The sequence below is a fragment of the Microbacterium terricola genome, from assembly GCF_027943945.1.
GTDB classification, from domain to species: domain Bacteria; phylum Actinomycetota; class Actinomycetes; order Actinomycetales; family Microbacteriaceae; genus Microbacterium; species Microbacterium terricola.
Map to the genome: position 1 here is coordinate 1,260,508 of NZ_AP027141.1, position 12,761 is coordinate 1,273,268.

The following is a 12,761-nucleotide window of genomic DNA, read 5'->3' on the forward strand; positions in this document are numbered from 1 at the left end:
CCGTAATATGAGGGGGTGCCCGCGAACTCGTCGAAGATCCCTCCTGAGGAGCGCCTCGTCAATCTCGTGGTCGCGCTGATCGCGACCGAGCAGGGCATCACGAAGGACACCATCCTCTCCAGCGTGTCCGGATACCGGGAGCAGTCGGCCGCGGCGTCGAAGGATGCGCTCGAGAAGATGTTCGAGCGCGACAAGGAGAGCCTGCGCGGCCTCGGGATCCCGATCGACACGATCGGCGACTCGGCAGAGCCGGACGACCTGCGCGAGGCCCGCTACCGCATCCCCAGCACGGAGTACGCCCTGCCGGAGGAGATCGCGTTCACGCCCGCCGAGATCGCCCTGCTGAACCTCGCGGGCGGGGTCTGGAGCGAGAGCTCCATGTCGGCCGACGCCCGGTCGGGTCTGCGCAAGATCCGCGCGCTCGGCAACGTGGTCGACGCCCCCATCATCGGCTACTCGCCCCGGATCAGCATGCGCGATCCGTCCTTCCCCAACCTGCAGCAGGCCATCGAGCAGTGCCGCGCGGTCACGTTCCCCTACCTGAAGCCGGGCGACGAGCAGCCGCGCCGCCGCCGCATGCAGCCGCTCGCGCTGGTCGAGTACGAGGCCAGGTGGCACGTCTTCGGCGTCGACCTGGACGTGGAGTCCGACCGGACCTTCCTGCTGTCGCGGATCGTCGGCGATGTCGAGATCACCCGGCAGTCGTTCGACCCCGCGCTGCGCGAGGGTGCGGGCGAGCGGGCGACGCGCGGGCTCGACGAGGTCGCCGCACACCAGCGCGCGCTCCTCGAGGTCAACCCGGGCACCGAGGCGGCGCTCCGTCTCAGCCGCCGCTCGACCCCCGCCGAGCAGGGGATCGTCGTCCCGTACGTGGACGTCCATGTGTTCGCCGACGAGCTCGCCTCCTACGGCCCCGAGGTGCGCGTGGTCGAGCCTGCAGTGCTCCGCGACCAGGTCATCGCGCGGCTCGACGCCGCTCTGCGGATGAACGGAGTCTCCTGATGGAAGCGCAGAAGCCGCTGCTCGCGACCGATCGTGCCGCGCTGATGCTCCAGCTGGTGCCGTACCTGATCGGCAAGGGCGAGGTCTCGCTCGAGGAGGCGGCGGACGAGTTCGAGGTGACGCCCGCGCGCATGCGGGAGATGGTCGAGAAGCTCACGCTGATCGGGCTGCCCGGCGACGGCGGCTACTGGCAGATGGCCAACGACCTCTTCGACATCGACTGGGATCTGCTCGACGACCGCGACATCATCTCCATCACCAACACGGTCGGACTCGAGCGCGCCCCGCGCCTGACCGCGCGCGAGGCCGCCGCGCTCCTCGCGGGACTGCAGCTGGCCCGCACCCTGCCGGGCGTCGCAGGGACCGACGTGTACACGGGTCTCCTCGCCAAGCTCGCACTGGGCGCGTCCAGCACCCCCGCCGACGTCATCGTGGTCCCCGGCCCGGTCGACGAGGCGCGTGACACGGTGGCCGACGCGCTCACCAGAGGCGTGGCGGTGTCGTTCACCTACAAGGCGCCGGATGCGGAGGCCACCACCCGCACCGTCGACCCGGTCAAGGTGCACATCTCCGACGGACAGTGGTACCTGCAGGGCTGGTGCCATCTGCGGGAGGCGATGCGCACGTTCCACATGGACAGGGTCAGCGACCTCGTGCCGACCGGCATCCCCATCTCGCATGGCGAGGAGCCGGTGCCCGTCTGGTTCGAGCCCGGCGCCGACGACATCGTCGCGCGCGTGCGCTTCCCCGACTCGCTGTCGACGCTGCTGGGGGAGTATCTCGACAGGGCGACGATCGAGTCCGCCGACGGGATGTCGACGGCGACCGTCACGGTGGCCGACGAGTACAGCCTGCGCCGCCTCGCCGCCCGCAGGGGCGGGGTGGTCGAGATCCTGGCGCCCGAGGGCGCCCGTCGCGCCGCGGCGGAGTGGGCGGCCGCCGGTCTCGCGCAGTACCGCTGATCGCCCGGCCCGCCGGGGCGGCGGGACCGCGCCGGCGGACCGAGGGTTACACTGTTGTCACCCCGCACATCCACGAGGAGAACCCCATGGGCGCATTCGGCTGGCCGCACCTCCTGATCATCCTTGCGGTGATCCTGCTGCTGTTCGGCGCGGCGAAGCTGCCGGCACTCGCGAAGAGCGTCGGGCAGTCCGCGCGGGTCTTCAAGGGCGAGATGAAGGCGATGAAGGACGACGACGTGTCCGCCGCTCCCGCACCGCCGGCGACGCCGACCGTCACATCGGACGCAGCCGCACCCGCCGACACGTCGGCGAGCTCCGGCGGCAGCGCCGACGCCAAGCCCTGACCTCACGTGGTCACGGCCGGACCACCGCGCGTCGACGAGCCGGAGAAGCCTCGGCGCGACACGCGCATGACGCTCGCGCAGCACCTCCTCGAGCTGCGGCGGCGCCTCATGATCGCGGCGATCGCGCTGGTCGTCGGGATGATCATCGCGTTCATCATCACGGGCCCGGTGATCGAGCTGCTCACCGAGCCCATCCGCATGGTCGCGGACAACCGCGGTGACAACCTCGCTCAGCTGAACTTCGACACGGTGACCGCGCCGTTCGACATGCGCATGCGCATCGCCTTCGCGATCGGCCTGCTCCTGTCGGCTCCGGTCTGGCTCTGGCAGCTCTGGGCGTTCCTCATGCCCGGTCTCACCCGCAAGGAGATCCGCTACACCGTCGGATTCATGGCTGCGGCGGTGCCGCTGTTCTTCGCGGGCACGGTGGTCGGCTGGTTCGTGCTGCCGCACATGGTGGAGATCATGGCGACCTTCGCCCCCGAGGGCACCGCCCAGTTCTACACCGCGTCGTACTACTACGACTTCGTCTTCAAGCTCCTGCTGGTGATCGGGGTCTCCTTCGTGCTCCCGGTCTTCCTGGTCGCGCTCAACCTGGCCGGGGTCATCACCGGACGCGGCATCCTGAAGGGGTGGCGGGCGGCGGTGCTGATCGCCACGCTGTTCGCGGCGGTCGCGACGCCGGCCGCCGACGTCGTGTCGATGCTCCTGCTCGGCGGGATCCTCATCGTGCTCTTCTTCGCGGCGGCGGGCGTCTCGATGCTGTTCGACCGCCGCCGCGGCCGGCTGCAGAAGGACCTGCTGTCCGAGGCCGACGCGTGACGGACCCGAGTCCGGCGGAGCGCTACGCGCGCGCGCAGGACGCCCGGAGCCACCCGGTCAGCGCGGCCTTCGCCGCCGCACAGGCGTTCGACCTCGATCCGTTCCAGATCGCCGGATGCCACGCGCTCGAGGAGGGGCGGAGCGTGCTGGTGGCAGCGCCCACCGGGGCGGGCAAGACCATCGTGGGCGAGTTCGCGATCCACCTGGCGATGCAGCAGCCGGGGGAGAAGGCGTTCTACACGACCCCGATGAAGGCGCTGTCGAACCAGAAGTTCCGCGAGCTGCAGGAGGTGTACGGCGCAGACGAGGTCGGGCTGCTCACCGGCGACACCAACATCAACGGCAACGCGCGCATCGTGGTGATGACCACCGAGGTGCTGCGCAACATGCTGTACGCCGATTCTGGTGCGCTGCGCGGACTCCGCTTCGTCGTGATGGACGAGGTCCACTACCTGGCCGACCGGTTCCGCGGGGCGGTGTGGGAGGAGGTCATCATCCACCTTCCGCCGTCGGTGCGACTGGTCTCTCTGTCGGCCACGGTGTCCAACGCGGAGGAGTTCGGCGACTGGCTCGACACGGTGCGGGGCGACACCGAGGTGATCGTCTCGGAGATCCGTCCGGTGCCGCTGGAGCAGCACGTGCTGGTCCGCGGAGACCTGCTCCCGCTGTTCGACGACCGCGCAGGCATCGCCACCGCGCAGGTCAACCAGGAGCTCATGCGCATCCGGTCGGTCAAGGGCCCGAACTTCGAGAACAACCGTCGCGCGCAGGAGTACCGCTCGAAGGGCGGTGACGCCCGCCGACGCCCCCACAAGGGTGGGACACGGCCGGTGCGCTCGGCGAACGTGCAGCGCATCGAACGGCTCGACCGCCCTGACGTCGTCCAGCTGCTCGACCGCGCCACGCTGCTGCCCGCCATCTTCTTCATCTTCAGCCGCGTCGGATGCGATGCCGCCGTGCAGCAGGTCCGGCGCTCCGGTCTGCGGCTCACGACCCCCGAGGAGCGGGCCGAGATCCGCGCGGTCGTCGACGAGCGGGTGCGCACGATGCTCGACGAGGACCTCGCCGTGCTCGGCTACTTCGAGTGGCTGGACAACCTCGAGCGCGGGATCGCCGCGCATCACGCCGGACTCCTGCCCGCGTTCAAGGAGGTCGTCGAGGAGCTGTTCCGGCGCAAGCTGGTCAAGGTGGTGTTCGCGACCGAGACGCTCGCCCTCGGCATCAACATGCCCGCGCGCACCGTCGTGCTCGAGAAGCTGGAGAAGTTCAACGGCGAGGCGCGCGTCGCGATCACGTCGGGGGAGTACACCCAGATCACCGGACGCGCCGGACGCCGCGGCATCGACGTCGAAGGCCACGCCGTCATCCAGTGGACCGAGGGGCTCGACCCGCAGCAGGTCGCCGCGCTCGCGTCGCGCCGCACCTATCCGCTCAACTCCAGCTTCCGCCCGACCTACAACATGGCGGTCAACCTCATCGACCAGTTCGGTCGCGCTCGCGCGCGCGAGATCCTGGAGTCGTCGTTCGCCCAGTTCCAGGCCGACCGTGCGGTCGTCGGGCTCGCCCGCCAGGTCAAGGAGCAGGAGGAGTCGCTCGCCGGCTACGCCGAGGCGATGACCTGCGATCGAGGCGATTTCGTCGAGTACGGCTCGATCCGCCGCGAGCTCACCGACCTCGAGCGGCTCAACCGCAAGGACGCCAACGCGTCGAGGGCGACGCGGGATACCCGGCAGAAGCAGCTGGCCTCGCTGCGCAAGCGGATGCAGCGTCACCCCTGTCACCAATGCCCGGAGCGCGAGAGCCACGCGCGCTGGGCCGAGCGCTACTTCTCTCTGAAGCGTACGACCGACGGCACGCGCCGTCAGATCGAGAGCCGCACGGGCACGGTGGCGCGGATCTTCGACCGCGTCGTCGACGTGCTCAGCGAACTGGACTACGTGCGGCTGGACGACGAGGGCGTGACCGCGCTCACGCCGTCCGGGCGCACGATGCGCCGCATCTACGGCGAGCGCGACCTGCTCGTCGCCGAGTCGCTGCGGCAGGGGCTGTGGGAAGGACTGGATCCCGCCTCCCTCGCTGCGCTGGCCTGCTGTCTGGTCTATGAGCCGCGCAGGGACGAGTCGGGCGACGCGCGCCTGCCGCGCGGGGCGTTCCGCTCGGCGCTGGAGCGCACCCAGGCGCTCTGGTCGCGGCTCGACGACCTCGAGCGCGACCACCGGCTGCCCGGCTCCGAGCCGGTCGCCGTCGGCCTCGCCGAGTCGATGCACTCCTGGGCTCGCGGCATCGCGCTCGAGCGGGTGCTCATCGAGGCCGACATGGCCGCCGGCGACTTCGTGCGGTGGGCCAAGCAGACCATCGACCTCCTCGACCAGCTGTCCATCGTCGCGGACGGCCCGCTCGCCGCGACCGCGCGCACCGCCCTGGACTCGGTGCGTCGCGGCATCGTCTCCTACTCGAGCGTGTGATGGGCGGATCGGTGAGCGCGCGGAGCGAGACGACGCGGGCACAGAGAGAGGGTGCGCCGAGGCCGCCGCTGCCGCTCTGGGCCGCGGTCCTCGCGTCCGCGGTCGCCGGTCCCGTGCTCGACCTGGCCTACCCGTCCGTGGGCTGGTGGCCGCTCGCGTTCGTGGGCGTCGGGCTCGCGCTGCTCGCGCTGATCGGGCGGAGCCTCGGCGGGTCGCTGCTGGCCGGCTTCGTGTTCGGCGCCTCGTTCTACCTCGTGCACATCGAGTGGATCACCCGCTATCTCGGCGTGGTCCCGTGGTTCGCCCTCGCCGGCCTCGAGACGCTGTTCATCGCCGTCGGGTCGCTGCCGATCACGCTCGCGTACCGGTGGCTGCCCCGGGTGCTGCCCGGTCTCTGGTTCCGGATGCTGCTGCTGCCCGCCCTTGTCGCCGGACTGTGGACGATGCGCGAGCTCTTCATGGGCTCCTGGCCGTACACCGGCTTCCCGTGGGCGCGGATCGGCATGAGCCAGTCGCAGAGTCCGCTCGCGCACGTGGCGTCGTGGCTCGGCGTGGCCGGGCTGACCTTCCTGATGGTGTTCTTCTGCGCCGTGCTGATCGAGTGGGTGCGCTCCGGCGCGGTCCGCGATGTGCGCACGGCCGTCCCGGCGGCCGTCGTCGCCGTCGTGCTGCTGCTCACGCCCGCGTTCCCCACGACGCCTGCGGGCACCCTCCGGGTCGGCAGCGCGCAGGGCAACGGCCCGTCAGGGTACTTCGACGAGCGCGGCCGCAACGACGTGCTGAACGCGCAGCTTGCGGCATCCGCGCCGCTCTTCGGCGAGGACGTGGACGTGCTGCTCTGGCCGGAAGGCGGCATCGACTCCGACCCGCTGTCGAACCCGTCGACGGCCGCGACCCTCGACGCGCTGTCGGCGCAGGTCGACGCGCCGCTCATCGTGAACGCGGCGACCGAGCGCGGCGAGGACGTGTTCAACACGTCGATGCTCTGGGTCGCGGGCGAGGGGGCGGTGCAGCTGCACGACAAGACCCACCCCGTGCCGATGGGGGAGTATGTGCCCGACCGCTGGTTCTACGAGAAGATCGTCCCCGACCTGATCGGACTCATCCAGCGCGAGTACACGCCCGGCACCAACCCGCCGTTCTTCGACCTCGACGGCGTGGGCGTCGGCCTCGCCATCTGCTTCGACGTGATCTACGACGACGTGATCTGGACGGGCGCGCGCGACGGCGCTCAGGTCTACATGCTTCAGACCAACAACGCCGACTTCCGCGACACCGACGAGAACCTCCAGCAGCTCGCGTTCGCGCGCATGCGCGCCATCGAGACCGGCCGCTCCGTCGTGAATCTCTCGACGGTCGGCACGAGTCAGGTGATCGCGCCGGACGGCACGACCATCGATGGTCTCGACGCGGACGTCGCAGGACACATGCTCACGGACGTGCCGCTGCGCACCGGATTGACGGGTGCGGTGGTGATCGGGCCGGCCGTGCAGCTCGTGCTCGGGTGGGGCAGCCTCGTCGGGCTGATCCTGCTGGGCTTTTTCGCTCTGCGGAAGGTCAGGCGCTGATCTTGTCGATCGACTCGCCGGCACCGCGGCGCGAGCGCACGTAGGCCAGACGCTCTTCGAGGAGCTCTTCGAGTTCAGGCAGGGTGCGACGCTCGAGGAGCATGTCCCAGTGGGTACGCGGGATCTTGTCCTCGCTGTGGTCGACAGTCGCGGTGCCCTCGCCGACACGCAGCAGCGCCTCGGCACCGCATGTGCGGCACTCCCAGGCGTCGGGAACCTCGGCGTCGGCCGCGAAGGTCAGGGTCGTGTCACGTCCGCAGGACGTGCAGGAGTAAGTGTGCTGTGCACGGTCGTGGAAAACGACGCCCTCTTCGCTCTGTAGGCTCTGGGCGCCGAGTCGCACGCCTCGCAGGCTGCGTTCTGCCATTGTGTGGTCCTCTCGTCGCGTATTCAGGTATAACGAAGCCACCTGTGCGGATCATCCGAACGGAGGGCGTCCTGGAGGCATTCACAGAGGATGCTCAGCCGCCGAAAGCGTGGCTGTGCGCGGGTCAGCGGCGGAAGGCGGCGATCGCCAGATCCGCGCGATCGGTGACGATCCCGTCGACCCCCAGGGCGACCAGCCGGGTCATGTCGGCCGGGTCGTTCACCGTCCACACGTGGACCTCGGTGCCGGCCGAATGGGCGGCCGCGACGAGGCGCGGAGAGAGCACGCGCAGCCGGCCCTGCCGCTCCGGGATCTGCAGCGCGTCGATGCCGTCCAGCAGCCGGGCAGCGCCGCGCCGCGACCGGGCGACCAGCGCGCCCAGCAGCCGTGCGATCGTCGCCGAGCCCGCCGACGTCGCCGGGCGGGCGCCGCCGCTCGCCGCGACCGCGGCCTCGAGCGCGGCGCGGCGCCGGCCGTCGGAGAAGCTCGTGAGCAGCACGCGGTCGGCGTGCGCGCCGACGAGCCGGCCGACCGGCAGTGCGGCAGCATCCGCCTTCACGTCGAGGTTGAACCGCACGGTCGGGAACGACTCCAGCGCCTGGCGGAGCGTGAGGAGACCGCCGTGGTGGGCCATGAGGCGTTCGAGCTCCGCCGCGGTGACGTCGGCGACGGGCCGCGGGTCGCCGGTCACTCGGCGCAGGTCGACGTCGTGGAAGAGGACCACGACACCGTCGGCGGTGACGTGGCAGTCCGACTCCACATAGTCGGCGCCGATGGCGTGCGCGGCGGCGACGGCCGCGAACGAGTTCTCCGCGGGAGCGTGCCCATCGGCGTCCGGCACCGCGAGTCCGCGATGCGCGAGGATCCGCGGCCGGTCGGCCGGCGCGAACCAGGGGTGGGTCACGGTGCGGGCGGAGCCGGCGGGATCTGCGGGGTCGGCTCGGCCGGGTGAGCCGACTTCTCGGCGCGATCGGCGGCATCCTTCACCGTGTTCGCGAACGCACCGCTCACACCCTTGAGAGCCTCGGTGAACTCGCTCGGGATGATCCACAGCTTGCTCGACGGGCTCTCGCTGATCTTGGGCAGCGTCTGCAGGTACTGGTAGGCGAGCAGCTTGGGGTCGGGGTCGCCCTGGTGGATGGCGCTGAAGACGGTCGTGATCGCCTCGGCCTCGCCCTGCGCACGCAGGACCGCGGCAGCCTTGTCGCCCTCGGCCTTCAGGATCTCGGCCTGCCGCTGGCCCTCAGCGGTGAGGATCGCCGACTGCTTGGTGCCCTCGGCGGTCAGGATCAGCGCACGACGGTCGCGCTCCGCGCGCATCTGCTTCTCCATCGAGTCCTGGATCGAGTGCGGCGGGTCGATCGCCTTGAGCTCCACGCGTCCGACGCGGATGCCCCACTTGCCGGTGGCCTCGTCGAGCACGAGACGCAGCTGCCCGTTGATGTTGTCGCGGCTGGTCAGCGCCTCTTCGAGGTTGAGGCCGCCGACGACGTTGCGCAGAGTGGTCGTGGTGAGCTGCTCGACCGCCCCGAGGTAATTGGCGATCTCGTAGGTCGCCGCGCGCGCGTCGGTCACCTGGAAGTACACGACCGTGTCGATCGAGACGACCAGGTTGTCCTCGGTGATCACCGGCTGCGGCGGGAACGAGACGACCTGCTCGCGCATGTCGATCAGGGGACGCAGCCGGTCGATGAACGGCACGAGGAGGTTCAGGCCGGGGCTGAGCGTCTTGTGGTAGCGGCCGAGGCGCTCGACGATGCCGGCGCTGGCCTGCGGGATGATGCGGATCGAGCGGACGATCACGACCAGCACGAAGATGAAGACCGCGATGGCCAGGAGCCATCCGATCGCGGCGGGGATGATGGTCTCGACGTCGGTCACGGGATCTGCTCCTCGGGAAGGGGGCGGACGAAGGCGGTGGCGCCGTCGATGCGGCTGACGCGGACGGGGGTGCCCGGCGCGAGTTCGCCGTCACCCTCCAGGCGGGCCGTCCAGGTGTCGCCGTTGGACAGCTTGACCTGACCGGAGATGTCGGATGTCGTGGCGAGGATGCGGCCGGAGAGCCCCCGCAGCGCGTCGACGTTCGACGGAGTGGGGTCCTCTCCTCGCCGGAGCCGGCGCAGGAGCGGCGGGCGCAGGAAGACGACCAGCACGGCGGCAACGAGGGCCGCGATGATCACCTGCACCCAGAGAGGTGCGCCGAGCAGGTCGGAGCCGAGCCCGGCGAGGCCGCCGATCGACAGCATCAGGAACGTGAAATCGAGCGTCAGCATCTCGATGACGAGAAAGACGAGGATCAGGACGAGCCACCCGATCCACGCGAAATCTTCGATGGTCTGGATGAACTCCACGATGTGCCTCCTGTGGTCAGAACCTATCACGCGGCTCCGGCGGGATCCGGGTGGGTGACACGCCCGATTGGTAGGGTCGAAGGCGTGACTGACACCCTTGTTCCCCTTCCCGCCGGCGCCCTCTCGGGCAAGACCGCTCTGGTCACCGGGTCGTCCCGCGGCATCGGCGCTGACACCGTCCGCTACTTCGCCCAGGCGGGGGCGAACGTCGTGATCAACTTCCGCAACAAGGCCCCGCGGGCCGAGAAGCTGGCGGCCGACCTGCGCGGCCTCGGCGTCGAGGCCCTCGTCGTCGGAGCCGACCTCACCGACCCCGCGTCGGTGCAGGCGATGTTCGACGAGGTGCAGCGGACATTCGGCGGGCTCGACATCCTCGTGCTCAACGCCTCCGGCGGCATGGAGTCCGGCATGGCAGAGGACTACGCGCTCCAGCTCAACCGGGATGCGCAGGTGAACGTCCTCGAGACGGCCCTGCCGCTGCTGACGGACGGGTCGCGCGTCGTGTTCGTCACGAGCCACCAGGCCCACTTCATCCGCACCACGCCGACGATGCCCGAGTACGTTCCGGTCGCGCTGTCCAAGCGCGCCGGCGAGGACGCGCTGCGCGAGCGCATTCCCGCCCTCGCCGAGAAGGGGATCGGCTTCACCGTGGTCTCCGGCGACATGATCGAGGGCACCATCACCGCGACGCTGCTCGAGCGCGCGAACCCCGGCGCGATCGCCTCGCGCAAGGAGGACGCCGGACGCCTCTACAACGTCGCCGAGTTCGCTGCCGAGGTCGCGCAGGCGGCCGTCGATCCTGTCCCGGCCGACAACACCCGGCTGGTCGGCGACACCTCCTCGTTCGCGGGGGAGTGAGGTGGGTCCGCGCGACATCGAGGCCCTGGTCGCGGTCGGCCGGCCTCAGCTCGCCCCGGACGGCTCGTTCGCGGTGTTCGCGACGTCGCGGCCCGACCTCGCGGCCAACCGCGCCGTCGGTCAGCTCTGGCGCGTCGAACTGCCGGACGGCTCGCCGCGCCGCCTGACGCGGGGCATCGCCGACGTGTCGCCGCGCCTGTCGCCCGACGGGGGGTCGGTGGCTTTCATCCGCGGTGACGCGAAGGACAAGTCGCAGATCTTCGTGATCCCTGCCGCGGGCGGCGAGCCGGTGCAGGCCACCGACGCCCCGCTCGGCGTCGGCTCCTACGCCTGGTCGCCGGACGGTGCCTCGCTCGCGTACACCGCGCGGATCCCCGAACCGGGCCGATACGGCTCGGTGGAGGGACTGGATGCCGTCGCCGAGGCGCCCCGGCACATCACCGGCATCCGCTGGCACGCGAACGGGCTCGGCTATCTCGCCGATCGCTCCGCCCAGGTGTTCGTCATCGACGCGCCCGCTGCAGCATCCGAGCCCTTCTATCCGCCGGCCCCCGCCGTCCGGCCCGACGGCGAGCAGCCGCCGGAGAAGCGCGTGCTCGCCGCGGAGCCGCGACGGCTGACCTCTGGGGCTGCGAGCCACGACGGGGTCGTGTTCACCGCGGACGGGCGCGAGGTGCTGACCGTGCGCGACGAGATCGAGCACGACGCGATCGATCTGCGCTCGACGGTCGTGGCGATCGCCGTGGACGGCTCAGGCGAGCGCGAACTCATCGGCCGGGCAGCGCACCTCTCGGTCGACGACGTCACGGTCGCGCCGGACGGGACGATCGCCCTGCTCGCCGCCACCAACGACGGCATCGACTTCATCGCGCCGGGTGTGGCGCTCTGGATCCTCGGAGACGACGGCCCGCGTCGCCTCACCGACGCCGAGTCCATCGACCTCGGCGAGGTCGGCAGTCACATCTCCGCCGTCGGCGACGACTTCCTCGTGCAGGACCGCACCAGGGGCAGGGTGCGCCTGCTGCGCGTGACCCGCGCCGGTGAGGTGGCCGAGGTGCTCGGCGGCGACCACGAGGTCGCCGGCCATGCGGCGGCGGGGGAGCGGGTGGTGGCTGCGGTCGCCACGCCCACGTCCTACGGCGAGCTCGTGCTGATCGACGGCGGCGAGGTGCGCACGCTCACCGATTTCGGCGCCGTGGCGGCGGCCGCGGGGAGTGCGGTCCCGGTCGAGCTGAGCGTCGACGCGCGCGACGGCTATCCGGTGCACGGCTGGGTGGCGACGCCGGCAGGGGAGGGGCCGTTCCCCGTGATCCTGCAGATCCACGGCGGTCCGTACGCGAGCTACGGGGTGCACCTGTTCGACGAGACCCAGGTGCTCGTCGACGCCGGCTACGCAGTGGTCTACTGCAACCCCCGCGGTTCGGCGGGCTACGGGCGGGCGCATGGGCGCAGCATCCGGCGTGCCATGGGCACCGTCGACTACACCGACATCATGGACTTCCTCGACGGCGCCCTCGCCTCGGACTCTCGCCTGGACGCCGCGCGGGTCGGCGTGATGGGCGGCTCGTACGGCGGGTACATGACCGCCTGGGTGATCGCGCACGACCACCGGTTCGCCGGAGCGATCGTCGAGCGCGGCTTCCTCGATCCGGTGAGCTTCCAGGGTACCAGCGACATCGGCGCGTTCTTCGGCGACGAGTATGTGGGCACCAGCGCCGACGACATCGCGCGGCAGAGTCCGATGGCCGTCGTGGGGCAGGTGACCACGCCGACCCTGGTGATCCACTCCGAGCTCGACTACCGCTGCCCGCTCGAGCAGGCGACGCGGTACTACGCGGCGCTCAAGCGGCAGGGCACCCCCGCCGAGATGCTGATCTTCCCCGGCGAGAACCACGAGCTGACCCGCGGCGGACAGCCGCGGCACCGGGTGCAGCGCTTCGACGCCGTGCTCGACTGGTGGAATCGGATGCTGCCGGCCTGACAAGACGGAAGCGGCCCCGGGTCTCCCCGGGGCCGCTTCGT

General features: G+C 70.8%; 12 protein-coding genes. 8 read left to right on the plus strand and 4 right to left on the minus strand.

Annotated features, from left to right (window positions below; translation table 11 throughout):
* Window positions 1-15 precede the first annotated feature (15 nt).
* The 6 genes from Microterr_RS05905 (at window position 16) to lnt (ending at window position 7,163) form a co-directional block, all read left to right on the plus strand.
* The gene (locus tag Microterr_RS05905) at window positions 16-1,002 is read left to right on the plus strand and encodes a helix-turn-helix transcriptional regulator (RefSeq protein WP_263795605.1); all 987 of its coding nucleotides are present in this window, start codon (window positions 16-18) and stop codon (window positions 1,000-1,002) included.
* Complete coding sequence (locus tag Microterr_RS05910) at window positions 1,002-1,964, plus strand: helix-turn-helix transcriptional regulator (RefSeq protein ID WP_263795604.1); 963 nt, start codon at window positions 1,002-1,004, stop codon at window positions 1,962-1,964. Before Microterr_RS05905 ends, Microterr_RS05910 begins: the two co-directional genes overlap by 1 nt.
* A gap of 86 nt (window positions 1,965-2,050) precedes the next feature.
* A complete protein-coding gene (gene tatA, locus Microterr_RS05915; RefSeq protein ID WP_263795602.1) occupies window positions 2,051-2,308 on the plus strand; it encodes a twin-arginine translocase TatA/TatE family subunit in 258 nt (85 codons plus the stop codon).
* Between the two features lie 66 nt (window positions 2,309-2,374).
* Window positions 2,375-3,130 carry a twin-arginine translocase subunit TatC gene (tatC, locus tag Microterr_RS05920; RefSeq protein WP_263795600.1) on the plus strand — a complete coding sequence of 252 codons (756 nt, stop codon included), beginning with the start codon at window positions 2,375-2,377 and terminating at the stop codon, window positions 3,128-3,130.
* Window positions 3,127-5,595 (plus strand): DEAD/DEAH box helicase, encoded by a 2,469-nt coding sequence (locus tag Microterr_RS05925; protein ID WP_263795599.1) that lies wholly within the window; start codon window positions 3,127-3,129, stop codon window positions 5,593-5,595. Before tatC ends, Microterr_RS05925 begins: the two co-directional genes overlap by 4 nt.
* Window positions 5,595-7,163: an apolipoprotein N-acyltransferase gene (gene lnt, locus Microterr_RS05930; protein ID WP_404810158.1), complete on the plus strand. Its 1,569-nt coding sequence runs from the start codon at window positions 5,595-5,597 to the stop codon at window positions 7,161-7,163. Before Microterr_RS05925 ends, lnt begins: the two co-directional genes overlap by 1 nt.
* On the opposite strand, the gene Microterr_RS05935 is transcribed toward lnt, so the two are convergent.
* From Microterr_RS05935 to Microterr_RS05950, 4 genes are all read right to left on the minus strand, one after another.
* Window positions 7,153-7,530 carry an RNA polymerase-binding protein RbpA gene (locus tag Microterr_RS05935; protein WP_263795596.1) on the minus strand — a complete coding sequence of 126 codons (378 nt, stop codon included), beginning with the start codon at window positions 7,528-7,530 and terminating at the stop codon, window positions 7,153-7,155. The two genes, lnt and Microterr_RS05935, sit on opposite strands and share 11 nt — an antisense overlap.
* 124 nt (window positions 7,531-7,654) lie before the next feature.
* On the minus strand, window positions 7,655-8,434 hold the full coding sequence (locus tag Microterr_RS05940; RefSeq protein WP_263795595.1) for a glycerophosphodiester phosphodiesterase family protein: 780 nt from the start codon (window positions 8,432-8,434) through the stop codon (window positions 7,655-7,657).
* Window positions 8,431-9,411, minus strand: coding sequence for an SPFH domain-containing protein (locus Microterr_RS05945; RefSeq protein ID WP_404810157.1), 981 nt, complete (start codon window positions 9,409-9,411; stop codon window positions 8,431-8,433). The genes Microterr_RS05940 and Microterr_RS05945 overlap by 4 nt, the downstream gene beginning before the upstream one ends.
* A complete protein-coding gene (locus Microterr_RS05950; RefSeq protein ID WP_263795594.1) occupies window positions 9,408-9,881 on the minus strand; it encodes an NfeD family protein in 474 nt (157 codons plus the stop codon). The genes Microterr_RS05945 and Microterr_RS05950 overlap by 4 nt, the downstream gene beginning before the upstream one ends.
* A gap of 84 nt (window positions 9,882-9,965) precedes the next feature.
* On the opposite strand from Microterr_RS05950, the gene Microterr_RS05955 reads away from it, so the two are divergent.
* A complete protein-coding gene (locus tag Microterr_RS05955) occupies window positions 9,966-10,739 on the plus strand; it encodes an SDR family oxidoreductase (protein ID WP_263795593.1) in 774 nt (257 codons plus the stop codon).
* A gap of 1 nt (window position 10,740) precedes the next feature.
* Window positions 10,741-12,720: a S9 family peptidase gene (locus Microterr_RS05960; protein WP_263795592.1), complete on the plus strand. Its 1,980-nt coding sequence runs from the start codon at window positions 10,741-10,743 to the stop codon at window positions 12,718-12,720.
* Window positions 12,721-12,761: the final 41 nt, after the last annotated feature.

Excerpts from the sequence above, each read along its gene's own strand:
- Microterr_RS05910 (WP_263795604.1), top strand. The coding sequence starts at position 1,002 with ATGGAAGCGCAGAAGCCGCTGCTCGCGACCGATCGTGCCGCGCTGATG.
- tatA (WP_263795602.1), top strand. The coding sequence starts at position 2,051 with ATGGGCGCATTCGGCTGGCCGCACCTCCTGATCATCCTTGCGGTGATC.
- tatC (WP_263795600.1), top strand. The coding sequence starts at position 2,375 with ATGACGCTCGCGCAGCACCTCCTCGAGCTGCGGCGGCGCCTCATGATC.
- lnt (WP_404810158.1), top strand. The coding sequence starts at position 5,595 with ATGGGCGGATCGGTGAGCGCGCGGAGCGAGACGACGCGGGCACAGAGA.
- Microterr_RS05935 (WP_263795596.1), bottom strand. The coding sequence starts at position 7,530 with ATGGCAGAACGCAGCCTGCGAGGCGTGCGACTCGGCGCCCAGAGCCTA.